Origin of the sequence: Delftia sp. CH05, assembly GCF_009827015.1 — a bacterium.
In the GTDB taxonomy this organism is placed as follows: domain Bacteria; phylum Pseudomonadota; class Gammaproteobacteria; order Burkholderiales; family Burkholderiaceae_C; genus Comamonas; species Comamonas tsuruhatensis.
The window spans coordinates 21,365-43,784 of the sequence record NZ_WUMG01000050.1 but is presented as its reverse complement, the minus strand read 5'-3'; the positions used below and the strand labels follow the sequence as shown (position 1 = coordinate 43,784).

The window sequence follows — 22,420 nt, the reverse complement described above, 5'->3', positions numbered from 1 at the left end:
CCCCTGCGTCCCCTGCCCTCCCTGATCTTCGCCAGCCGCTGGCTGCAGCTGCCGCTGTACCTGGGCCTGATCGCCGCCCAGGGCGTCTATGTCTGGCACTTCCTGCTGGAGCTGTGGCACCTGATCGAGGCCGCCTTCGGCAACCAGGAAGCGCTGCAGGCGCTGATCACCAGCATCGGCTACAAGCACGATGCGCCCATCGGCGCGCTCAACGAAACCATCATCATGCTGGTGGTGCTGGCGCTGATCGACGTGGTGATGATCTCCAACCTGCTGATCATGGTCATCGTGGGCGGCTACGAAACCTTCGTCAGCCGCCTGGGCCTGGACAGCCACCCCGACCAGCCCGAGTGGCTGGGCCACGTGAACGCCTCCATCCTCAAGGTCAAGCTGGCCCTGTCCATCATCGGCATCAGCTCCATCCACCTGCTCAAGACCTTCATCAACGCAGGCAGCTACGACGTCAAGGTGCTGATGTGGCAGACCATCATCCACGTCACCTTCCTGGCCAGCGCCCTGGCCATCGCCTACACCGACAAGCTGATCAACAGCACGGCCGGCAACCACTGAGCCGGCGGCATCCCACACCGAAGCCCCGCAGCGCCAGCCGCTGCGGGGCTTTTTTCATTGGCGGGCGCCGGGCACGCTTTTTGCCGCAGATCGGGCCTGAAGCTTTCCTCAAGCTGACGCTTGACCGATTTTATTCATCGATGACAGCATACGCATTGTGAATCATGGCCTCAATGCTCTCATTAATAGAGCAAATAATGGCCGGATTGCAACCCCCAAGGGCTTGAAACAGCCCAAAACAGGCCTTCTTCGGCTCATGCGTTTTGACGCAGTAAAACCTGTTTTATATAATTTCGGCTTCTTTACAACCTGCCAAGCAGGTCATCGGCACCGTCTTCACGGCCTGCCGATCCCTCCGGCGGATCGTTGTGCTCCCGGCACAGCCCCGTCAACCGGGCCGAAACTCGGTCCTGATGTTGTGGGGCATCGCGCTGGCTGATCTTCAGCCACGATGCCCGCCTGAGACACCGCGCGCGCTTGCCGCCGGCTGCTCTCGACCTCTGGCTCTTGCGCACCGCTTCGCGTGCCATCCGAGCCGTCTCGGGTGCTTTCGCACCTGTTTGAATTCCAGCAACGGGGGACGGCCGTCCCCTGCAGCGAACGGCATCAGGGCTTCATTTTTGGCTTGCGCGCCAGCGTCTTCGCCCGTCGAGGACGCTGGACTGTGTTCCATCTCACCCAAAAGGAGAACGCCACAGTGGCCAAGCAGATCATCATCGATCATGTGTTCAAGGTTTTCGGGGACGACCCCAGGACCGCACTCGAGCTCGTCCAACAAGGCCTGAGCAAACAGGAGATCCTGGAGCGCACGGGCCAGTCCATCGGCGTGTTCGACGCCGACTTCACCATCGAGGCCGGCGAGATCTTCGTCGTCATGGGCCTGTCGGGCTCGGGCAAGTCCACCCTGGTGCGCATGCTCAACCGCCTGATCGAGCCCACGGCCGGGCGCATCGTGGTCGATGGCCAGGACATCAATGCCCTGAGCGAGCGCGATCTGCGCGCGCTGCGCCGCAAGGACATCTCCATGGTGTTCCAGTCCTTTGCGCTGATGCCGCACATGACGGTGCTGGACAACACGGCCTTCGGCCTGGAGCTGGCCGGCGCCGACAAGGCCGAGCGCCAGAAGCAGGCCCAGGCCGCGCTGGAGCAGGTGGGCCTGGGCGCCTGGGGCGCAAGCTATCCCGACGAGCTGTCGGGCGGCATGCAGCAGCGCGTGGGCCTGGCCCGGGCGCTGGCGTCCGATCCGTCCATCCTGCTGATGGACGAGGCCTTCTCGGCCCTGGACCCCATCATCCGCACCGAGATGCAGTCCGAGCTGCTGCGCCTGCAGCAGATCCAGCGCCGCACCATCGTCTTCATCTCGCATGACCTGGACGAGGCCATGCGCATCGGCGACCGCATCGCCATCATGAAGGACGGCCAAGTGATCCAGGTCGGCACGCCCGACGAGATCCTGCGCAGCCCCGCCGACGACTATGTGCGCAGCTTCGTGCGTGGCGTGGACGCGGCCTCGGTCTTCAAGGCCGGGGACATTGCGCGCCAGGCCCTGACCGTGGTGTCGGAGCACAGCGACCGCGGCTGCCGCGCCGCCCAGCGCCTGCTGGAAGACTCCGACCGCGACTACGCCTATGTGGTCAACGCGCGCCGCCGCTTCCTGGGCGTGGTGTCCTCGCAATCGCTGCGCGACGCACTGCATGGCCGCCCGGGCATGCTGGGCCTGAGCCACGCCTTCCTGCCCAACGTGGAGCCGCTGTCCGCAGGCACGCCCGTGGCCGAGCTGTTCGGCCCCGTGGCCGCTGCGCCCTGCGCGCTGCCCGTGACCAGCGACGACGGCCAGTTCATGGGCGTGGTCAGCCGCACCACCATGCTGCGCTTCCTGGACCGCGACACGCCGCCCGTGCCGCCGCCGCAGGAGATCGTGCCGCCCGTAACGCTCAACCCGCATTTCCCGGCCTCCAACGCCCCAACCGTCGCCCCCACCGTCGCGCCGACCGTGGAGCCGATCGAACAACGACAAGGAGATGCCGCATGAGCGACGCCAACAACAGCCTGAACCCGAACACCGCCGCTGCCGCCACCGATCCCTGGGCCGAAGCAGGTGCCAATGCAAACGCAGCCCCTGCTGCCGCCGATGCCGCGGCCCCCGCAAGCGCCGATCCCTGGGCAGCCGCCTCCACGCAGGCGCCCGCCGATGCGTCGCCCGATCCCTGGGGCGCTGCCAGCAGCGGCGATGCACCGGGCGGCGACTGGCTGGGCGCGTCGGCCGGGGTTCCCGACGACGCACAGGCCAGCCTCTGGCACCAACTAACCACGGACGGCCTGCCCGTGCAGGGCTGGATCAACAGCGGCCTGGAATGGGTGGTCCACCATTTCCGCCCCTTCTTCCAGGCCGTGCGCACGCCCATCGACGGCACGCTGTCGGGCATCACCGATGCCATGCTGGCCCTGCCCTGGCCGCTGCTGATCCTGATCCTGACCCTGGTGGCCTGGCAGTTCGCGGGCCGCGCCATGGCCATTGGCGCCGCCGTTTCGCTGGTGGTCGTCGCCATGCTGGGCATCTGGCCCGAGGCCATGGTGACGCTGTCGCTGGTGCTGACCTCGCTGGTGTTCTGCATGGTCATCGGGCTGCCCGTGGGCATCCTGCTGGCCTCCAGCGACCGTGCGCAGCGCTGGACACGCCCGCTGCTCGACGCCATGCAGACCACGCCGGCCTTCGTCTACCTGGTGCCCGTGGTGATGCTGTTCGGCATCGGCAACGTGCCCGGCGTGATCGTGACCATCATCTTCGCGCTGCCGCCGCTGATCCGCCTGACCAACCTGGGCATACGCCAGGTGCGCCCCGACCTGATCGAGGCCAGCCGCGCGTACGGCGCCTCGCCCTGGCAGCTGCTGTGGAAGGTGCAGCTGCCGCTGGCCATGCCGTCCATCATGGCCGGCGTGAACCAGGCGCTGATGCTGTCGCTGTCGATGGTGGTGATCGCCTCCATGATCGCCGTGGGCGGCCTGGGCCAGATGGTGCTGCGCGGCATCGGCCGCCTGGACATGGGCCTGGCCACCGTGGGCGGCCTGGGCATCGTGCTGCTGGCCATCGTGCTGGACCGCATCACCCAGGCCATGGGACAGACCACCCGTGGCGGCGCGCGCTGGTGGCACAGCGGCCCCGCCGGCTGCATTGCCCGCCTGCTGGGCGCCGGCAGCAAGCCAGTTCATCGCGGCAGCACCAGCTGAACGCCTTGCCTGCGGCGCGGACGGGCCTTCTGCCGCGCCGCCTTCCCGAAAAACGGCCAGCCCCGCTGGCCGCCCGCTCCCCTTTCATCACACAACGGAGGAACCCGAGGATGATCCAAGCCCTGAACCCCAACCGACTGCAGGCCAACGCACTGCGCCACTGGCTGCGCGCCGGCGCCATCGCCACAGGCATTGCGCTGGCCAGCGCCAGCGCATGGTCGGCCGACGAACAGCCCGGAAAGGGCGTGAAGGTGTTGCCACTGAAGAGCTCCATCGCCGAAGAGAGCTTCCAGACCCTCATCGTCATGAAGGCCCTGGAGAAGCTGGGCTACGACGTGCAGCCCTTCCAGGAGGTCGAGTACCCCACGGCCCACGTGGCGATTGCCAATGGCGATGCCACTTTCCTGGCCACGCACTGGAACCCGCTGCACGCCGACTACTACAAGAACGCGGGCGGCGACGCCAAGCTGTTCCGCAAGGGCGTGTACTCGGACAACGCCGCCCAGGGCTACCTGATGGACAAGAAGACGGCCGACGAATACAAGATCACCAACCTCGGCCAGCTCAAGGACCCCAAGATCGCCAAGCTGTTCGACTCGGACGGCGACGGCAAGGCCGACCTCACCGGCTGCACGCCGGGCTGGGGCTGCGAGGCCGTGATCGAGCACCACCTGACGGCCTACAAGCTGCGCGACACCGTGACCCACAAGCAGGGCACCTACTCGGCGCTGATCGCCGACACCATCTCGCGCTACAAGGCCGGCAAGCCCATCCTCTACTACACCTGGACGCCCTACTGGGTGAGCAACGTGCTCAAGCCCGGCAAGGACGTGGTATGGCTGGAGGTGCCGTTCTCCTCGCTGCCCGGCGAGCAGGCCAAGCTGGACACCAAGCTGCCCAACGGCAAGAACTACGGCTTCGTGGTGAACAAGCAGCAGATCATCGCCAACAAGGCCTTCACCGACAAGCATCCCGATGCCGCCAAGTTGTTCGAGCTGATGCAGGTCCCCGTGGGTGACATCAGCGCACAGAACCACATGATGAGCCAGGGCCAGAGCAAGCCTTCGGACATCAACCGCCATGTGGACGGCTGGATCAAGGCCCACCAGAAGACCTTCGACGGCTGGCTGGAACAGGCCCGCGCCGCAGCCCGCTGAACGCTGCGGGGGAGCCGCGCCAGGCGCTCCCCCGGCTTCCTGCTTCAAAGGCCCGATTCGGCGGGCCTTTTGAACATGCGCAGGGCGATGGCCGTGACCACCACGCCCGCCACCAGCGCCACCGCATACATGGCCACATGGGTCACGGCATTGGGAATGGGTGCGACGAAGATGCCGCCATGCGGCACCTTCAGCTCCACCCCCGCCAGCATGGACACGGCACCGGCCACGGCCGAGCCCAGTACCAGGGCCGGAATCGTACGCAGCGGATCGCGCGCCGCATAGGGAATGGCCCCCTCGGTGACAAAGGCCAGGCCCAGCACGCCGGCCGAGGCGGCGCTGCCGCGCTCCTCGCGCGTGAAGCGGTCGGCAAACAGGCGCGTGGCCAGGGCCAGCCCCAGCGGCGGCGTCATGCCGGCAATCATGGCCGCAGCCATGGGCGTGTAGACCTGGCTGGCGATCATTCCCGTGGAAAACGCATAGGCGGCCTTGTTCACCGGCCCGCCCATGTCAAAGGCCATCATCGCGCCCAGCAACAGGCCCAGCAGCAAGGCACTGGCGCCCTGCATGCCGCGCAGCCAGGCGCTCAGCCACTGCAGCAGCTCGGCCACGGGCGCACCGACCAGATAGAACATCAGCAGCCCCGTGAACAGGCTGCCCAGCACGGGCAGGATGAGCATGGGCAGCAGGCCCTTGAGCGCCTGCGGCAGCCGGATGTGCGCCGCCATGAAGGCCACGCCGTAGCCTGCAATGAAGCCGGCCGCAATGCCGCCGATGAATCCCGCCCCCATGCTGGACGCGATCATCCCGCCGATCATGCCCGGCGCAATGCCGGGCCGGTCGGCAATGGAATAGGCGATATAGCCGGCCAGTGCCGGCACCATCAGCGCAAAGCCGCCCTTGGCGCCGATCTGGAACAGCGTCCATCCCAGCGTGCCCTGGTGGGCATCGTCATGGACATAGATGCCGCCCAGCGCAAAGGCCATGGCGATCAGAATGCCGCCGGCCGTGACGAAGGGCAGCATGAAGGACACGCCGGTCATCAGGTGGCGATAGGCACCGCCCTGGATCCGGGCCGGCGTGGGCGCGGCGCTGCCTGCAGCAGCAGCGCCCACGGCGGCACCATGCACGGTGGCTTCGGCCAGCGCCTTGGCGATCAGCCCCGAGCCGTCGCGTATGGCCGGCTTGGTGCCGCTGCGCAGCAGCGGCTTGCCCGCGAATCGCGAGAGATCCACCTCGCGGTCGGCGGCAATGATGACCAGATCGGCCTCGGCAATCTCCTGCGGCGTCAGCGCATCGAGCGCGCCCACCGAGCCTTGTGTCTCCACGCGCATGGCGTGGCCCAGCGCCGCCGCGCCGCGCTGCAGCCCCTCGGCCGCCATGAAGGTATGGGCGATGCCCGTGGGGCAGGAGGTGACGGCCACGATCCGCTTGCCCGTGCGCTTGCCCAGGCTCTCGCCCATGCGCTGTGCTGCGGGACTGGCGGCAGCGCAGCGTGCAAGCACGCCGGCCGGATCATCAAGCGCCTCGCGCAGGCTGCAGCGCTCGACGGCGGCGTGCACGAAGCGGGAGGCATCGGCGGCGGTATCTGCATCGTCATGGGTGCCGGCATCCCCCACGATCAGCAATTGCCCGGCCTGCGCGGCGGCATCGGCCGCATGCAGCCCGATCACACCGCCGCTGGCGCGCACTTCCACGGCCAAGGGACGCTGTCCGGCCGCATGGCGCAGGGCTTCGGCGGCCAGCAGCGCTTCGGCGTCGTGCCCGGCCGCTGCGATCACCACAAAAAGAGGGTTCATGAAAGCTCCTGAAGAATGGGGGATCACGGCCACTGGCATGGCTCCAGCAGCACGCTGGCAGCCAGTGCCTGGACGCGGTTGGCATCGACTTCGCGCGCGGGCGCGGCCTGCAGCCAGGCCAGTGCGCTGGCCGTGGACAGGCGCGCGGTGTCCGCCAGATCCAGTCCGCGCAGCCGCGCGGCCACCATGCCCGCGACCATGGCATCGCCCGCACCCACGGAGCTGCCGCGCGCGCGCTGCGGCGGCCGCGCAATCACCGCGCCTTGCGCGCTGGCAAACAGCGCGCCCTCCTCGCCCATGGACACCACGGCCAGCCCCAGCCCCCTGTCCAGCAGGCGGCGCGCGGCGGTCAGCAGCGCGTCGCGGCCGTCCAGGCGCAGGCCGGTGGCGGCCTGCAACTCCTCCCGGTTGGGCTTGATGGCCCAGGGCATGGCCGCATGGGGTGCCGCCAGGGCAGCAGCCAGGGGGGCCTCGCTGGTGTCCAGCAGCACGTCGGCACCGGCGGCCACGGCCTGGGCCTGGAGCCGGGCCCAGCTGTCCGCAGGCAGGCCGGCAGGCAGGCTGCCCGACAGCACCACGGCCAGGCCGGGCCGCAGATACCGGGCCAGCGTGGACATGACGGCGTCCAGATGCGCTTCGGCCAAGGCCAGGCCCGGCAGGTTGATGTCCGTGGTCTGGCGTCCGCCGTCGGCCACCAGCTTGATGTTGGTGCGCGTCTGGCCCGGCACGCGCAGGCAGGCGTCGGCAATGCCGCGCTGGGCGAACAAGGCCTCGAACATGCCGGCGTTGTCACTGCCCAGCACGCCCAGCGCGGCCGTGGACACGCCCAGGCCCGCCAAGGCGGCGGCAACATTGATGCCCTTGCCGCCCGGCGCCTGCACGCTGCCCAGCGCGCGCTGCACCTGGCCGGGCAGCAGCGCGTCCAGGGTCACAAGCTGGTCTATGGCCGGGTTCAGGGTCACGGTAATGGCTTGCGGGGCGTTCATGCCGTCACCTCCTTGGCCAGTGCCCGCACCTGCGCGGCATCCTCGCAGCCGAGCGCCCTGTCTGCGAGCGCCTGCAGCTGCCGCAGGCTGGCCGCGCGCAGGCCGGCCTTGACACCGGCGATGTCGTTGGGGGTCATGGACAGCTCGCCCACCCCCAGCCCGGCCAGCAGCAGCGCACCGAACGGGTCGCCAGCCAGTCCGCCGCAGACGCCCACGGGGCGCGCACGGGTGGCAGCGCCCTGCACGGTGGCGCGCACCATCCGCAGCACGGCCGGATGCAGGCTGTCGGCCTCGGCCGCCAGCTGCGGGTTCTGGCGGTCCATGGCCAGCACGTACTGGGTCAGGTCGTTGGTGCCTATGGAGAAGAAATCGGCGTGGCGGGCCAGTGCGTCGGCCTGCACGGCGGCGGCGGGCACCTCGATCATGATGCCCAGCGGCAGGACCGGGGCGTCCAGTTCGGCACGCAGCCGTTCGCAGGCCGCGCGCAGCGCCAGCAGCTCCTGCACGCTGGTGACCATGGGAAACATCACGGACAGCCTTGCGCCATCGCGGGCCGCCCGGTACAGGGCGCGCATCTGGGGCTCCAGCAGGTCGGGGCGGCGCAGCAGCAGCCGCGCGCCGCGCACGCCCAGGAAGGGGTTGTCCTCGCGCGGCAGCTCCAGGTGGGCGACCTGCTTGTCGCCGCCGATGTCCAGCGCGCGAACGATCAGCGGCCGGCCCTCCAGCGCCTGCGCCATGGCGCGGTAGGTTTCGTACTGCTCGTCCTCGCCGGGCGTGCTGCCGCGCTCCAGGAAAAGGAATTCCGTGCGCATCAGGCCCACGCCCTCGGCGCCCTGGGACAGGGCCAGCGGCACCTGCCCGGGCAGGTTGACGTTGGCGCAGACTTCGATGCGCACGCCATCGGTGGTGATGGCAGGCAGGCTGCGCTGCGCGGCCACGCGTTCCTGCAGTGCCTGCTGCTCGGCCATGTGGGCACGCGCCGAAGCCAGGTCCTGCTCCGAGGGATCAAGGTAGATGCGGCCATTGGCGCCATCGACGATGGCCAGGGCCCCATCGGCCATGCCCAGCACGCCGCCGCCTGCCGCCACGGCGGCCGGCAGCCCCAGCGTGCGCGCGAGTATGGCCGTGTGCGAGGTGGGACTGCCCTGCGCCGTGACCAGCGCGGCCACGCGCGCCGTGTCCAGCTGGGCGGTTTCCGAGGGAGAAAGATCGGCCGCGACCAGGATGCAGCCGCCTTCCGGCAGGCCATCCGGCCCCGCCGCTGCCAGCGAGGGCTGCAGTTGCACGAGCACGCGCCGGCCCACGTCGCGCAGGTCGGCGGCACGCGCGGCCAGCGCAGGGTTGTCCAGCGCCTGGAGACGGGCAGCGCCCTCCTCCACGGCCTGGTCCCAGGCCCAGGCCACGCCGTGGCCCTGGACCATGAACTGGCAGGCGCGCGTGATAAGTCCGGTGTCGCCCAGCCACTCGGCCTGCGCGCTGAAGATGGCCGCATCGCCTTCGCCCAGGCGGCGGCGGGTGTCGTCATGCAGGGCGCGCAGCTGGCCCTGTGTCTCGGCCAGCGCCGCATGCAGCCGCGCACCGCCCACGCTGAGCGGCTCGGGCAGGTCGGGGATCTCGGCGGCCTCCACACGCCACTGGTGGATGCGGGCCACGGCCAGCCCCGGGCTGGCGCCCAGGCCCACAAAGGCAGGCCGCGCCAGCGGCGGCAGCCAGCCCGTGGCGGGCGATTCGGCCGACTTGCGCGCAGCGGCGTCGGCATCGGCACGTTCCTGGGCCACCAGGGCCTGGGCCACGGCGCACAGGCGCTGGACCGCGGCCCTGGCGTCGGGGCCCTCTGCCGAGATGGTGACCTTGTCGCCTTCGCGCAGTCCCAGCTGCAGCAGGCTGGCCATCTGCCGCGCATCGGCCACCTCGCCGCCATGGCGCACCTGCATGCGCGAGGCAAAGCCGCGCGCCGCCTCCGCCCAGCGCGTGGCAGGCCGCGCATGCAGGCCGTTGGGATAGGCAATGGTCCATTCGCACGCCTCGGCCAGGTCCACTGCCGCCGGGCGGGCGGCAGGCGGTGCCGGGTCCGCCTGCCCCTGGAGGACATCGATGACCTGCTGCGCATCGCCGGTGGTGAACAGCGCCTGCAGCCGGGGTGTCTGCAGCAGGCCGGCCAGGCGGCGCAGCAAGGTGATGTGGGCATCGGAGCGTGCCGCCACCGCCACGACCAGATGCACGTTCTGGCCGGCATTCCAATCCAGGCCCTCGCGCACCTGGAGCACGGCCACCGCGTCGCGCAGCACCAGGGCCCGGTCTTCGGCGCGGCCGTGGGGAATGGCCACGCCGTGGCCCAGAAAGGTTTCGGCCTGGGCCTCGCGCGCCTGCATGCCGGCGGCATAGCCAGGGGCCACGCAGCCGCTGTCCTGGAGCAGCCGGGCGGCCTGGTCAATGGCGTCGGCCTTGTCGCGCACCCTGGCGCCCAGGCGCACGGCGATCTGCAGGCCCGCAGGAGCGGTGGGTGCAACCGCCGGGAGGGATGAATGGGCATTGTTCATGGCGCGGATTGTGGGAACGTTCCCAACCATCGGTCAATCTGCACTGCAACATAACCTGGCAACAATCCGGCCATACCCCGGCATTTATTTGGAGTTATCCTCTGCGGCACACCACAACCAACGGGAACGATTGCATTGAGCATCAGCATCAACGATGTGGCCCGTGCGGCCGGGGTTTCCAAATCGACGGTGTCGCGCGCGCTGGCGGGCGGCTCGGTCAGCGAAGAAGTCCGGGCGCGGGTCGCGGCCGCCGTGCAGGCCACGGGCTACCGGCCCAATCTGATGGCACGCCGGCTGCGCGCGCGCGACGCAGGGCCCATGGGCGTGCTGGTGGCCGACATACGCAACCCGTTTTTCACGGCCCTGATCCGCGCGGTCGAGGCCGAGGCCTATCGCCAGGGCCGGCGCGTGCTGTTGTGCAATACCGACGAAGACCCGCAGCGCGAAGCCATGTACCTGCAGCTCATGCAGGAAGAGCGCATCGCGGGACTGATCTTTGCGCCCACCCAGGCCAGCCTGCACAAGCTCGAGCGCATGCAGCTGGAGTTTCCCGTTGTCCTGGTGGACCGGGCGGGCGCCCCGGCCTTCCATGACAGCGTGGTGCTGGACAACGCCCAGGCCTGCGCCACCCTGGTCAGGCATCTGGTGGACCAGGGCCGCCGCCGCATTGCAGGCGTCTTCGGCAGCACCAGCAGCACGGCGCGCGAGCGCTGCGACGGCTATCTGGCCGCCATGCGCGATGCAGGCCTGGAGCCCGACTTGCGCCAATTGCTCCCGACCAGCGATGCCGCCGAGGCCGAAGTCACGCAATGGCTGCGCCAGCCGCAGCGGCCCGACGCCTTCGTGGCCAGCAACGGCCTGCTGCTGGAAGGCTGCCTGCGCGCGATACGCGCAGCCGGCCTGCGCATACCTGCCGATGTGGCGCTCGCCGGTTTCGACAACGAGCGCTGGACAGAACTGGTGGCCCCCGCCATCACCGTGATCGAGCAGCCGATCGACGCCATGGGCCGAACGGCCTTCAGCCTGCTGATGGAGCGGCTGCATGCGCCCGAGCTGCCCGTGCGCAAGGTGGTCATGCAGGGGCGCTGCATTGTGCGCGAGTCCACGCAGGCGATTCGCTGAGCGCGGCTTTCGGGGCCGCCTGCCAAGCCCCGCCTCAGGAGGGGGCACATGGACTTTCAATGTTACAAACAGTCGCAAACAACGGACTTGCACCCATAATCGCTCACAATTTTGTCCCGTTGACCTCATGAACCAGCCCCAACATCCCATCGTCCATGGCACGGAAGACGTGCTGATCAGCCTCTGCAACTCCGTCTCGCGCGTGCTCCAGGTGGCCACGCAGTGCCAGATCCAGTATTCGGGCATGGTGCAGCGCATCACCAAGACCAGCCTCAAGCCCGACATCGGCTGTTTTGTCCTGGTGGACGGCGGCTTTTCGGGCCTGGTGATCATCAACTTCTCGGCCGCCGCCGCCATGGAACTGTACCGCAGCTACATGCTGAGCATGGGCATGGGTGAAGAGGACCTTGCCAGCTCCTACACCTCCGACGATGTCAGCAACGTCATGGGCGAGCTGATGAACCAGGTGGTGGGCGACTTCACCAGCAAGGTCCAGCGCGAGCTTCAGACCTACATCACGCAAAGCCAGCCCAAGATGATCCGCCTGAACAAGCAGGTCAACCTCAGCGTGGATGCCAACCTCGACTCTCCCGAGGCGCGCCGCGTGACCTTCTACACGGGCAACAACAACATCTTCTATCTCGAGCTGGCCATGGACCGCACGGAGTTCATCAAGGTGGTGGATTTCGAACCGCAGGAGCGCCCCGACCCGGACGCCCTCATGGCGCAGGCCAACGCCAGCGCCCCCGCCGCAGCGCCTGAACCGGCCGGCAGCACGGACACCGACGAACTGCTCAAGTCCCTGGGCATGTAGGCCCCGCCTCCCCTGCGGGGGCCAAAACCCTGACGCCTGCGGATGTATCAGGCGACTCCGGGAAACGATATCGTTGACATGCAGATAATTGGAATGCCAACTATTTGAATGCCACGATGTCTTCCCTTCCCGACCAGTCCCCGCCCGCGCAAGCCGATGCCGCCAGCGTGCAGCGGCATTTCATGTTCACGCTGGGCCAGGTCAACAAGCAATGGCGCCGCACGCTGGACAGGCTGCTGGCGCCCATGGGCCTGACCCAGGCGCTGTGGATGCCGCTGATGCACCTGGCGCGTTCGCCTGAAGCCATGCGCCAGAAGGATCTGGCCCATTCCCTGGCGCTGGACAGCTCCTCGGTCGTGCGTCTGGTGGACGGCCTGGCCGCCCAGGGCTGGATAGAGCGCGTGGACGACAGCGACCGCCGCGTCAGGAAAATCCAGCTCACGCCAGCCGGCCATGCCCAGGTCGAAGCCGTGCAGGGCCTGCTGCAACAGGCCCGCGCCCAGGTGCTGGGCGCCGTGCCGCCCGAGGAACTGGACGCGGCCTACGCCACGCTGCAGCGCCTGCTGGAGGCCATGGCCGCCGAGCCCGCCTGCGACACGGACCTGCCCGACGAGCAGGCTGCCTGAGATGGCTGCCGAGCACTCTTCGCTGCCACCCGCCCAGGACCATACAGCGGCCAGCCGCAAGGCGCCGCTGTGGCTGCTGGTGGTCGTGACCATCGTCGGCACGCTGGCCATGCACATGTTCCTGCCCGCCCTGCCCGATGCGGCACACCAGCTCCAGGCCGGCGCCAGCCAGATGCAGCTGACCATCACGGTCTACATCCTGGGCCTGGGCGTGGGCCAGCTGATCTATGGCCCGCTGTCGGACAGCCTGGGGCGCCGCCCCATGCTGCTGGCAGGGCTCATCCTCTATGCGCTGGCCAGCCTGGCGGCCTTTCTCGCCCCGTCCGCCCCCTGGCTGATCGGCGCGCGGCTGCTCCAGGCGCTGGGCGGCTGCGCGGGCCTGGCCCTGGGCCGCGCCATTGCGCGCGATTCGAGCACGCCCGAGAACGCCGTGGGCAGCCTGGCGCTGCTCAACCTGATGATGATGATCGGCCCCGGCATCGCGCCGGCCATCGGTTCGGCCATCGACGACGCCCTGGGCTGGCGCGCCATCTTCGGCACGCTGGCCGTGGTCGGCGGCGTGACGGCCTTCGCCATCTGGAAGCTGCTGCCCGAAACCGGCCAGCCCACGGGCCGCCTGCACCTGGGCACCATCCGCGACGACTACCGCAGCCTGCTGCGCTCGCCGGCCTTCGTGGGCTTTGCCGTGGGCGGCGGCTGCGCCACCACGTCCATCTATGCCTTCCTGGCGGCGGCGCCCTTCGTGTTCATCGAGCAGCTGCATTCCACCAAGCATGAGGTGGCCATCTACCTGGGCCTGCTCATGGGCGGCATGGCCGTGGGCAATGCGCTGGCCCGCCAGCTGATACGCCACTGGCCCCTGGAGCGGCTGATGCTCAACGGCAATCTGCTGAGCCTGGCCAGCGCGGCCATGCTGCTGTTGCTGGCCCTGTTCAACCAGCTCACGCCGGCCATCGTGGTGGGGCTGATGGTGCTGTTCGCGCTGGGTTCGGGCCTGACCAGCCCTGCGGCGCTGGCCAGCGCGCTGAGCGTGCATCCGCGCCTCACGGGCTCGGCCGCAGGTGTCTACGGCAGCACGCAAATGGCCGTGGGCGGCCTGTGCACCTTGGGCGCCAGCCTGGGCAGCAACCCGGCGCTGTCGGCCGCGCTGGCCCTGGTCGTGGCGTGCGTGGTGGGGCAGTTGGGCTTTCGCAGCGCGCTGCGCCACGCGCAGCGTGCGCCCGGCTGAGGGCCATGGTCCCCGAGGCGACGGCCCGGCCGCGCGGAGCGCAGGCGGGGCCAGGGCCTCGATTACATTGGCGCAGCCGTGGGCCCTTGCCACGGACCACAGGAGACAAAAAACATGCGCCAACTTTCCTTTTCCATCGTCCTGCGCCAGGCCGCCTCCGGCACGCTGGCGGCGGCCGCGCTGCTGGCCGGCCCGGCCGCCCAGGCCGGCTCCATCGAGGCCGCCGAGTTCAAGAGCGCCACGCTGCAGCGCAGCTGGACCTACAACGTCTACCTGCCCACGGGCTACGATGCCCAGTCCAGGCTGCGCTACCCCGTCATGTACCTGCTGCACGGCAACGACGGCCAGCGCAACGACTGGCCCGTCAAGGGCAACCTGCTGCGCACGGTGGACCAGCTGATCCAGAACGGGGAGATCCCGCCCGCCATCATCGTCATGCCCGACGCGGGAACGACCTGGTACGTGGACCTCAAGGAGCCCATGGAGACGGCCTTCTTCCAGGACCTCGTCCCCCATGTCGAGAAGAAGTACCGCACCCTCACCAGCCGCGATGGCCGCGTCATCGGCGGCCTGTCCATGGGCGGCTACGGCGCGCTGCGCTACGTGCTCAAGTACCCCGAGAAATTCCAGGCCGCCGCCCTGCTCAGCCCCGCCATCTACAACCCCGAGCCGCCCGCCGATTCCTCGGCACGCTCGGTCAAGGTCTTTGCCGAACCCAACACGGGCGGCCAGTACAGCACCACGGTCTGGAAGAGCTACAACTACCCTGTGCTGTGGGACAGCTTTCTCGCCCGCAAGATCAGCGTGCCCATGTACATCAATTCGGGCGACGACGATGAATTCATGATCGAGTCCGACGCCGCCCAGCTCTACGCCCAGCTGCGCAGGAACAAGCAGCCTGCCGAGCTGCGCATCGTCAACGGCAAGCATGAATGGCCGGTCTGGGAAAGCACCATCGGCGACGCGCTCAAGTACGTGTTCCGCACCGTGCGCCGCCCGCAGGCGGACAACTGAGCCAGGCCATGACGCAAAAAAAGGGGAGCCGATCGGCTCCCCTTTTTGATGGCGTCAGCAGGTCCTACAGATTGCCGACCATCTTGGCAGGGATCACCCAGGCGTCGAACTGTTCGCCGGTCAGGTGGCCGGAAGCCACGGCGGCTTCGCGCAGGCTGGAGCCTTCCTTGTGCGCCTTCTTGGCGATGTAGGCCGCCTTGTCGTAGCCGATGTGGGGGTTCAGCGCCGTCACCAGCATCAGCGAGCGCTGCACCAGCTCGGTGATGCGCTCGCGGTTGGGTTCGATGCCCACGGCGCAGTGGTCGTTGAAGCTCTTCATGCCATCGGCCAGCAGGCGCACGCTCTGCAGGAAGTTGTGCGAGACCATGGGGCGGAACACGTTCAGCTCGAAGTTGCCCGAGGCGCCGCCGAAGTTGATGGCCACGTCGTTGCCGAAGACCTGGGCCGCCAGCATGGTCACGGCTTCGCTCTGCGTGGGGTTGACCTTGCCGGGCATGATGGACGAGCCGGGCTCGTTCTCGGGGATGGAGATCTCGCCCAGGCCGCTGCGCGGGCCGGAGGCCAGCCAGCGCACGTCGTTGGCGATCTTCATCATGCTGGCGGCCAGCGTCTTGAGCGCGCCGTGGGCGTGGACCAGGCCGTCGCACGAGGCCAGGGCCTCGAACTTGCTGGGCGCCGTCACGAACGGGTAGCCGGTGAGCTGGGACAGCTCGGCCGCCACGCCCTCGGCATAGCCCTTGGGCGCATTCAGGCCCGTGCCCACGGCCGTGCCGCCCAGCGCTAGCTCGTACAGGTGCGGCAGCGCGGCGCGCACATGCTTTTCGCCATGGGCCAGCTGGGCCACCCAGCCCGAGATTTCCTGGCCCAGCGTCAGCGGCGTGGCGTCCTGCAGATGGGTGCGGCCGATCTTGACGATGTCGGCATAGGCCTCGCTCTTGGCCTGCAGCGTATTGCGCAGCAGGGCAATGGCGGGCAGCAGCTTTTGCTCGATGGCCGTGACGGCAGCCACGTGCATGGCGGTCGGGAATACGTCGTTGCTCGACTGGCTCTTGTTCACGTCGTCATTGGGGTGGACCAGGCGCGATTCGCCCCGCTCGCCACCGAGGATTTCGCTGGCGCGGTTGGCCAGCACCTCGTTGACGTTCATGTTGGTCTGCGTGCCCGAGCCCGTCTGCCAGACCACCAGCGGGAACTCGTCCGGGTGCTTGCCGGCGATCACCTCGTCGGCGGCAGCCAGGATGGCCCGGGTCTTCTTCTCGTCGAGCAGGCCCAGCTTGTGGTTGACGGTGGCCGAGGCCTTCTTGACCTGGGCCAGCGCGTGGATGATCTCGCGCGGCTGCTGCTCGCCGCTGATGTCGAAGTTCTGCAGCGAACGCTGCGTCTGCGCGCCCCAAAGCTTGTCTGCGGGGACGGCTATGGGTCCGAAAGTGTCTTTTTCCTGGCGGGTCGCGGTCATTGGTGTGGACTCCTTGGTGAAAACAACGCGGCGCAGTTGGCTGGAGGCAGGTCGGCGGGCCGCGCGTTGCGTGGCTCGGGGATGTCTGGCTGGCGGGGCCGCAATGGCAAAAACCCGCCCATGGTAACTCCGCAAATGGGAACCTCTCGCATCCATCCCCCACTGAGGTGTCGCCGAGGCGGGCTTGTCCAGGCAAACCCCTCGACTCTTGTACAAGACTGCACCCCTTGCGTGCACTTTCCGCCGCGCAGCGCCGATAATCGCCCCCGGGATTCCCCTCCCCTGTTCCCCCGATCAAAAAGACACCCCACCGATGACCACCACGATCCGCCAGCAGGACCTGATCGATTCGATCGCAGGCGCCCTGCAGTACATCAGCTACTACCACCCCGCCGACTACATCGCCCACCTGGCCCGCGCCTACGAGCGCGAGCAGAGCCCGGCGGCCAAGGACGCGATGGCCCAGATCCTGACCAACTCCAAGATGTCGGCCACCGGCCACCGCCCGATCTGCCAGGACACCGGCATCGTCAACGTGTTCCTGAAGGTGGGCATGGACGTGCGCTGGGAAGGCTTCACGGGCGGCCTGGAAGACGCCATCAACGAAGGCGTGCGCCGCGGCTACAACCACCCCGACAACACGCTGCGTGCCTCGGTCGTGGCCGATCCGCTGTTCGCGCGCAAGAACACCAAGGACAACACGCCTGCCGTCATCAACGTGCAGATCGTGCCCGGCGACAAGCTGGACGTGACCGTGGCCGCCAAGGGCGGCGGCTCGGAGAACAAGTCCAAGATGATCATGATGAACCCCAGCGACAACCTGGTGGACTGGGTTCTCAAGACCGTTCCGACCATGGGCGCGGGCTGGTGCCCGCCGGGCATGCTGGGCATCGGCATCGGCGGCACCGCCGAGAAGGCCGTGCTGCTGGCCAAGGAAAGCCTGATGGAAGACCTGGACATGTACGAGCTGCAGGCCAAGGCCGCGCGCGGCGAGAAGCTCGACCAGGTCGAGGAACTGCGCCTGGAGCTGTACGAGAAGGTCAACGCCCTGGGCATTGGCGCGCAAGGCCTGGGCGGCCTGGCCACCGTGCTGGACATCAAGATCAAGATGTACCCTACGCATGCGGCCTCCAAGCCCGTGGCCATGATCCCCAACTGCGCGGCTACGCGCCACGCGCACTTCGTGATGGACGGCTCCGGCGCGGTCTACATGGACGCGCCCTCGCTGGACCTGTGGCCCAAGATCGACTGGGAGCCCGACTACAACAAGTCGCGCCGAGTGGACCTCAACGCCCTGACCAAGGAAGAAGTGGCCAGCTGGAAGCCCGGCGACACACTGCTGCTCAACGGCAAGATGCTCACGGGCCGCGATGCCGCCCACAAGCGCATCCAGGACATGCTGGCCAAGGGCGAGAAGCTGCCCGTGGACTTCACCAACCGCGTGATCTACTACGTCGGCCCCGTGGACCCGGTCAAGGACGAAGCCGTGGGCCCCGCAGGCCCGACCACGGCCACCCGCATGGACAAGTTCACCGACATGATGCTGGAGCAGACCGGCCTGATCGCCATGATCGGCAAGGCCGAGCGCGGCCCGGTGGCCATCGAGTCCATCAAGAACCACAAGTCGGCCTACCTGATGGCCGTGGGCGGCGCCGCCTACCTGGTGTCCAAGGCCATCAAGAACGCCAAGGTCGTGGGCTTCGAGGACCTGGGCATGGAAGCCATCTACGAATTCGACGTGGTGGACATGCCCGTGACCGTGGCCGTGGATGCCGGCGGCACCAGCGCCCACATCACCGGCCCTGCCGAATGGCAAAAGCGCATCGCATCCGGCGAGTTCAAGACCATTGAGATTGCCTCGGCCTGACGCCGGCGCCAAGCGCAAAGAGGCCGCCTTCGGGCGGTCTTTTCATTGGCGCGGGCATTTGTGACAGACTGCCCGCTGCCTGCAACACTGCCCATTCAACATGACCATCGCGCTCGTCCTCATCGCCCTGCTGGCCGCGACCAGCCTGGCGTGGCGCCTGTCCTCCCGCCGCCATGTCCTGCCCTGCCCGTCCTGGCTGCGCTGGATGGTCGAGCTCGACAATCCCTTCGCGGCCAGCAACAAGGCCGCCTTCATCGTCGGGCAACTGCAGATCCAGCCAGGCATGAAGGTGCTGGACGCGGGCTGCGGCCCGGGCCGCGTCACCCTGCCGTTGGCACGTGCCGTCGGTGCGCAGGGACAGGTGCTGGCCGTGGACCTGCAGCCGGCCATGCTCGAACAGGTGGCGGCCAAGGCGTGCGCGCAGGGGCTGGAGAATGTGCGCACCCAGGCGGCGGCGCTGGGCCAGGGGCAGCTGGCAGCCGAGCAGCACGACCGCGCCGTGATGGCCGCCGTGCTGGGAGAGATCCCGGACCGCCAGGCCGCGCTGGCCGACGTGTTCCAGAGCCTGCGCCCCGGCGGCCTGCTGGCCGTGGCCGAGCTGGTCTTCGACCCGCATTTCCAGCGCCGCACCAGCGTGGAAAAGCTGGCAGGCAAGGCAGGCTTCATCCCCCACTCCTTCCACGGCCATGCGGCCGCCTATCTGCTGGTGCTGCAGCGCCCTCTCCAACCATGACCACCACACATTCCCCTGTAGCGACCCTGCGGACACCGCGCCTGATACTGCGCCAGTGGCAGGCCGGCGACCGGCAGCCCTTTGCCGCGCTGAATGCCGCCCCACAGGTCATGGAGCACTTTCCGGCACTGCTCAGCCGTGAACAAAGCGATGCCATGGCAGACAGGATCCAGGCACTGATCGAGGAACGCGGCTGGGGCTTCTGGGCGGCAGAACACCTTGCCAGTGGCGAGTTCATGGGCTTCATCGGGCTGCACACTCCCGCCGCGTCTTTGCCGTTCTCGCCCTGCGTGGAAATCGGCTGGCGGCTCGCCCGGCCTTTCTGGGGCCAGGGCCTGGCCAGCGAAGGCGCGCGGGCGGCGCTGGAGCACGGCTTCGGCGCGTTGCATCTGGAGTCCATCGTCTCGTTCACCGCGCTGTCCAACCTGCGTTCGCAGGCCGTGATGCAGCGCCTGGGCATGGAGCGCGACGCCCATGACTTCGACCATCCGGAGGTGCCGGCAGGCCATGCGCTGCGCAGGCATTGCCTGTACCGCCTGACACATGCCCAATGGCTGCAGCAGCAAGCCATGGCCCGAGCATGAACGCGCCCGAGCGGGCATACTGGGCGCCGCCTCCAAAAGCCTTTATCCGCATCTCCACATGACCTCCCCGGCCTCTCCCATCGGCGTCTTCGACAGCGGCATCGGCGGCCTCAGCGTGCTGCAGGCGCTGCGCCATGAGCTGCCGCATGAGCGCTTCATCTACCTGGCCGACAGCGGCTATGCACCGTATGGCGATGCACGCGGCGACGCCTTCGTGCAGCAGCGCACGCGCACCATTGCGCGCCACCTGTGCGAGCAGCACCAGATCAAGGTACTGGTGATCGCCTGCAATACGGCCACGGCCGCTGCCGTGGACATGCTGCGCGCTGAAATGCCCGAACTGCCCCTGATCGGCGTGGAGCCCGCCATCAAGCCTGCTTCGCTATCGAGCCAGACCGGCCACGTGGGCGTGATGGCCACGCGCGGCACGGTGAGCAGTGCGCGCTTTGCCCGGTTGGTGGCCGACCATGGCCAGCGCGTGCAATTCCATGTCCAGCCCTGCGACGGTCTGGCCAAGGCCATCGAGGAAAGCACGGAGCAGCCCGTTCCCGCCGACCCCATGGCCACCGAGGTCGCGCGCCTGTGCGCCAGATATGTGAATGCCCTGGGCAGCTTCGGACAGAAGACGGGCGAGATGGATTCCCTGGTGCTGGGCTGCACCCACTACATATTCGCCCGCGAGCAGTTGCGCACGCTGCTGGGGCCGGACATCCAGTTCATCGACACAGGTGCCCCGGTAGCCCGCCAGACGCGGCGCGTGCTGGACCGCCTGGGCACCCTGGCCAGCGAAACAGGACCCTTGCCCGCGGCGGAGGGCCAGGTCCGGTTGATGACCACGGGATCGCTGCAGGCCCTGCAGGCTGCGGCATCGCGCTGGCTGGATCTGCCCGCGCAATGCTGCTCGTCCGTTCAGGTCGGCGAATCCAGCGCCATCCCCACGGCCGCTTGAATCACGGCTGCGCCTGCCACAGGCGCCGGCCCGAGTGGTCCATCCAGCTCAGGTACAGCCGCAACTCGAACTCCAGCTGGTGGTATTCGGGCTCCATGTGGGTGCACAACTGGTAGAAGGCCTTGTCGTGATCGGGCTCGCGCAGGTGGGCCAGCTCGTGGACGACGATCATGCGCAAAAAAGCCTCGGGCGCTTGCTTGAACAGTGCACCGATGCGGATCTCATGCCGTGCATTGAGGCGACTTCCCTGCACCACGGCGCGGCGCGTGTGCAGGCCCAGGGCGTTGTGGACCACATGGATGCGGCCGTCGTAAGCCACTTTGTTCAGCGTGCCGGCATTGCGCAGGTGCCGGCCCTTGAGGGCATCCACGTAGTCATAGAGGCTCTTGTCCGTGCGCACGGCATGGGCCTCGGGATGCTTGCGCAGCAGCCAGGCCTCGGCCTTGTCATCGGCCAGCCAGCCACGCACCTGTGACTGCAGCGCGGCCGGGTAGGCGGACAGGTAGGGAAGCGGCAGCGCGCCACCGGCCACCTCGCGCCGCTGCTCGCGCTGGCGGCGCACGGTCTCGGTGACTGCTCCGGAATACTTGGGCGTGCTGGTCTGTGCCGCCATGGCTGTACGCTGCGCGGGGCAGCGCCTTGCGCTCAATGCAGGTGGCGGGGGCGGCGGTTGCCGCCGTGGCCCGAACCCGATCCACCCATGCCGCGCGGCGGCTTGCCGATCTCCAGCGAGCTGACCAGGGCGTCGAAGCGCTGGGAGAACAGCTTGTCGATCTCCTGCACCACGCCACCCAGCTCGGAGCCGTCGAAATGGCGCTCCATCAGGTTGACCACGTCCTGCACCAGCAGGTCGCGCTGCACCTGCATGATGGCCGCGGGCGTCGGGCCCACGAAGAGCATGACGAAGTCGTCGCGCGACTCGGCCTCTTCGGACTCCTCTTCCTCGTCGAACTCGGTGTCGTAGAAGGTTACCTCGATGGCAGCACCCTGCTCGGCCAGCTCGTTGATGCCCATGCACATGTCGTCCAGCGACTGGCGGAAGTCCTCATCGCCGCGCACCGTCCAGCACACCTGGAGCAGGCGCTCCTTGGTATCGAACTGGATGCCGGGCTCTTCTTCGTAGACGCTGCCAGCGCCATCGGCCAGGGAGCGGGCACCCGCATACTTCCACAGCGGGCCCAGCGCTTCCTGCAACTGCTCGTAGGTCGTGTCGGGGCGCAGCAGCACCTGGCCGTGCACGTGGATTTCAAATGGAGCGTTGTAATTCGACATGTTCTCGTCTGGGATGAGTTTGGCCACACCTGTCACGCCGCACCATGTGCCACGATCAATGTCAACGGAACGCATGCAGGCATCGCCATCACTGTCTGCCCGAGCCGCGCCATCCAGGCAAGCAGCCCGGGGCCTGATGAAGGGATTCTCGCACGTTATGCCAACGGGCAAGGACTTGGCAACGCATGGACACCGTGCAGCGCAGCAAGCGGGCAGGACCGTCGATGCACGTTGCGGCCCGACGCCTGAATTTGCGGAACAGCAGGCGCCTTGGCTGCTTCAATCCGCTACCGTATAGATAGCAACAATGCCTAGTACGTATTGGGTTGTGGTGCCCCGAGCCGGGATCGAACCGGCACGCCCCTGTTCGGAAGCGGCGGATTTTAAGTCCGCAGTGTCTACCAATTTCACCATCGGGGCCCTGCACCGCAGCGTCACAGGTCAGCGCGAACTGCTCACACCTGCAACTGCAGCA

General features: G+C 68.1%; 19 protein-coding genes and 1 tRNA gene. 13 read left to right on the top strand and 7 right to left on the bottom strand.

Annotated features, from left to right (window positions below; translation table 11 throughout):
- Positions 1-3 precede the first annotated feature (3 nt).
- The 4 genes from GRX31_RS25980 to proX all read left to right on the top strand — a co-directional run bounded on the left by GRX31_RS25980 (position 4) and on the right by proX (position 4,955).
- Entirely contained in the window at positions 4-570 is a 567-nt protein-coding gene (locus GRX31_RS25980; RefSeq protein ID WP_133073214.1) for a TIGR00645 family protein, read from the top strand.
- A gap of 697 nt (positions 571-1,267) precedes the next feature.
- A complete protein-coding gene (gene proV, locus GRX31_RS25975) occupies positions 1,268-2,602 on the top strand; it encodes a glycine betaine/L-proline ABC transporter ATP-binding protein ProV (protein WP_016453088.1) in 1,335 nt (444 codons plus the stop codon).
- Positions 2,599-3,798: a glycine betaine/L-proline ABC transporter permease ProW gene (proW, locus tag GRX31_RS25970; protein WP_160855551.1), complete on the top strand. Its 1,200-nt coding sequence runs from the start codon at positions 2,599-2,601 to the stop codon at positions 3,796-3,798. The genes proV and proW overlap by 4 nt, the downstream gene beginning before the upstream one ends.
- Before the next feature lie 110 nt (positions 3,799-3,908).
- Positions 3,909-4,955, top strand: a complete 1,047-nt coding sequence (gene proX / locus GRX31_RS25965) for a glycine betaine/L-proline ABC transporter substrate-binding protein ProX (protein WP_046985394.1) — start codon at positions 3,909-3,911, stop codon at positions 4,953-4,955.
- A gap of 44 nt (positions 4,956-4,999) precedes the next feature.
- Here proX and GRX31_RS25960 read toward each other — a convergent pair whose 3' ends face one another.
- From GRX31_RS25960 to ptsP, 3 genes are read right to left on the bottom strand one after another with little or no spacing between them, the layout of a single operon-like run.
- On the bottom strand, positions 5,000-6,754 hold the full coding sequence (locus GRX31_RS25960; protein WP_160855549.1) for a PTS fructose transporter subunit IIC: 1,755 nt from the start codon (positions 6,752-6,754) through the stop codon (positions 5,000-5,002).
- Between the two features lie 23 nt (positions 6,755-6,777).
- Positions 6,778-7,740, bottom strand: coding sequence for a 1-phosphofructokinase family hexose kinase (locus GRX31_RS25955; RefSeq protein WP_160855547.1), 963 nt, complete (start codon positions 7,738-7,740; stop codon positions 6,778-6,780).
- Positions 7,737-10,280 (bottom strand): phosphoenolpyruvate--protein phosphotransferase, encoded by a 2,544-nt coding sequence (gene ptsP, locus GRX31_RS25950; protein ID WP_160855545.1) that lies wholly within the window; start codon positions 10,278-10,280, stop codon positions 7,737-7,739. Before ptsP ends, GRX31_RS25955 begins: the two co-directional genes overlap by 4 nt.
- 135 nt (positions 10,281-10,415) lie before the next feature.
- On the opposite strand from ptsP, the gene GRX31_RS25945 reads away from it, so the two are divergent.
- From GRX31_RS25945 to GRX31_RS25925, 5 genes are all read left to right on the top strand, one after another.
- Positions 10,416-11,402, top strand: a complete 987-nt coding sequence (locus GRX31_RS25945) for a LacI family DNA-binding transcriptional regulator (protein WP_046241709.1) — start codon at positions 10,416-10,418, stop codon at positions 11,400-11,402.
- A 127-nt stretch (positions 11,403-11,529) separates the two neighbouring features.
- Positions 11,530-12,216 (top strand): DUF3334 family protein, encoded by a 687-nt coding sequence (locus tag GRX31_RS25940; RefSeq protein WP_016445168.1) that lies wholly within the window; start codon positions 11,530-11,532, stop codon positions 12,214-12,216.
- 116 nt (positions 12,217-12,332) lie between these two features.
- A complete protein-coding gene (locus tag GRX31_RS25935; protein WP_047217614.1) occupies positions 12,333-12,842 on the top strand; it encodes a MarR family winged helix-turn-helix transcriptional regulator in 510 nt (169 codons plus the stop codon).
- 1 nt (position 12,843) lies between these two features.
- Entirely contained in the window at positions 12,844-14,070 is a 1,227-nt protein-coding gene (locus tag GRX31_RS25930) for a multidrug effflux MFS transporter (protein WP_047471439.1), read from the top strand.
- Positions 14,071-14,184: 114 nt separating this feature from the next.
- On the top strand, positions 14,185-15,084 hold the full coding sequence (locus GRX31_RS25925; RefSeq protein ID WP_016453096.1) for an alpha/beta hydrolase: 900 nt from the start codon (positions 14,185-14,187) through the stop codon (positions 15,082-15,084).
- A gap of 64 nt (positions 15,085-15,148) precedes the next feature.
- On the opposite strand, the gene fumC is transcribed toward GRX31_RS25925, so the two are convergent.
- Positions 15,149-16,540: a class II fumarate hydratase gene (fumC, locus tag GRX31_RS25920; protein ID WP_016445164.1), complete on the bottom strand. Its 1,392-nt coding sequence runs from the start codon at positions 16,538-16,540 to the stop codon at positions 15,149-15,151.
- A gap of 313 nt (positions 16,541-16,853) precedes the next feature.
- On the opposite strand from fumC, the gene GRX31_RS25915 reads away from it, so the two are divergent.
- The 4 genes from GRX31_RS25915 (at position 16,854) to murI (ending at position 20,673) form a co-directional block, all read left to right on the top strand.
- Complete coding sequence (locus GRX31_RS25915) at positions 16,854-18,407, top strand: fumarate hydratase (protein ID WP_013803260.1); 1,554 nt, start codon at positions 16,854-16,856, stop codon at positions 18,405-18,407.
- A gap of 100 nt (positions 18,408-18,507) precedes the next feature.
- The gene (locus GRX31_RS25910) at positions 18,508-19,140 is read left to right on the top strand and encodes a class I SAM-dependent methyltransferase (protein ID WP_160855543.1); all 633 of its coding nucleotides are present in this window, start codon (positions 18,508-18,510) and stop codon (positions 19,138-19,140) included.
- Positions 19,137-19,724, top strand: a complete 588-nt coding sequence (locus tag GRX31_RS25905) for a GNAT family N-acetyltransferase (protein ID WP_160855541.1) — start codon at positions 19,137-19,139, stop codon at positions 19,722-19,724. The genes GRX31_RS25910 and GRX31_RS25905 overlap by 4 nt, the downstream gene beginning before the upstream one ends.
- A gap of 58 nt (positions 19,725-19,782) precedes the next feature.
- The gene (gene murI / locus GRX31_RS25900; protein ID WP_160855539.1) at positions 19,783-20,673 is read left to right on the top strand and encodes a glutamate racemase; all 891 of its coding nucleotides are present in this window, start codon (positions 19,783-19,785) and stop codon (positions 20,671-20,673) included.
- A 1-nt stretch (position 20,674) separates the two neighbouring features.
- On the opposite strand, the gene GRX31_RS25895 is transcribed toward murI, so the two are convergent.
- The 3 genes from GRX31_RS25895 to GRX31_RS25885 form a co-directional block, all read right to left on the bottom strand.
- Complete coding sequence (locus tag GRX31_RS25895; protein ID WP_047327108.1) at positions 20,675-21,286, bottom strand: M48 metallopeptidase family protein; 612 nt, start codon at positions 21,284-21,286, stop codon at positions 20,675-20,677.
- 32 nt (positions 21,287-21,318) lie between these two features.
- Positions 21,319-21,945, bottom strand: a complete 627-nt coding sequence (locus GRX31_RS25890; protein ID WP_013803265.1) for a DUF6806 family protein — start codon at positions 21,943-21,945, stop codon at positions 21,319-21,321.
- 329 nt (positions 21,946-22,274) lie between these two features.
- A tRNA-Leu gene (locus GRX31_RS25885) sits at positions 22,275-22,365 on the bottom strand.
- Positions 22,366-22,420 lie beyond the last annotated feature (55 nt).

Excerpts from the sequence above, each read along its gene's own strand:
- proW (WP_160855551.1), top strand. The coding sequence starts at position 2,599 with ATGAGCGACGCCAACAACAGCCTGAACCCGAACACCGCCGCTGCCGCC.
- proX (WP_046985394.1), top strand. The coding sequence starts at position 3,909 with ATGATCCAAGCCCTGAACCCCAACCGACTGCAGGCCAACGCACTGCGC.
- GRX31_RS25960 (WP_160855549.1), bottom strand. The coding sequence starts at position 6,754 with ATGAACCCTCTTTTTGTGGTGATCGCAGCGGCCGGGCACGACGCCGAA.
- GRX31_RS25955 (WP_160855547.1), bottom strand. The coding sequence starts at position 7,740 with ATGAACGCCCCGCAAGCCATTACCGTGACCCTGAACCCGGCCATAGAC.
- ptsP (WP_160855545.1), bottom strand. The coding sequence starts at position 10,280 with ATGAACAATGCCCATTCATCCCTCCCGGCGGTTGCACCCACCGCTCCT.
- GRX31_RS25940 (WP_016445168.1), top strand. The coding sequence starts at position 11,530 with ATGAACCAGCCCCAACATCCCATCGTCCATGGCACGGAAGACGTGCTG.
- GRX31_RS25935 (WP_047217614.1), top strand. The coding sequence starts at position 12,333 with ATGTCTTCCCTTCCCGACCAGTCCCCGCCCGCGCAAGCCGATGCCGCC.
- GRX31_RS25930 (WP_047471439.1), top strand. The coding sequence starts at position 12,844 with ATGGCTGCCGAGCACTCTTCGCTGCCACCCGCCCAGGACCATACAGCG.
- GRX31_RS25925 (WP_016453096.1), top strand. The coding sequence starts at position 14,185 with ATGCGCCAACTTTCCTTTTCCATCGTCCTGCGCCAGGCCGCCTCCGGC.
- fumC (WP_016445164.1), bottom strand. The coding sequence starts at position 16,540 with ATGACCGCGACCCGCCAGGAAAAAGACACTTTCGGACCCATAGCCGTC.
- GRX31_RS25915 (WP_013803260.1), top strand. The coding sequence starts at position 16,854 with ATGACCACCACGATCCGCCAGCAGGACCTGATCGATTCGATCGCAGGC.
- GRX31_RS25910 (WP_160855543.1), top strand. The coding sequence starts at position 18,508 with ATGACCATCGCGCTCGTCCTCATCGCCCTGCTGGCCGCGACCAGCCTG.
- GRX31_RS25905 (WP_160855541.1), top strand. The coding sequence starts at position 19,137 with ATGACCACCACACATTCCCCTGTAGCGACCCTGCGGACACCGCGCCTG.
- murI (WP_160855539.1), top strand. The coding sequence starts at position 19,783 with ATGACCTCCCCGGCCTCTCCCATCGGCGTCTTCGACAGCGGCATCGGC.
- GRX31_RS25895 (WP_047327108.1), bottom strand. The coding sequence starts at position 21,286 with ATGGCGGCACAGACCAGCACGCCCAAGTATTCCGGAGCAGTCACCGAG.
- GRX31_RS25890 (WP_013803265.1), bottom strand. The coding sequence starts at position 21,945 with ATGTCGAATTACAACGCTCCATTTGAAATCCACGTGCACGGCCAGGTG.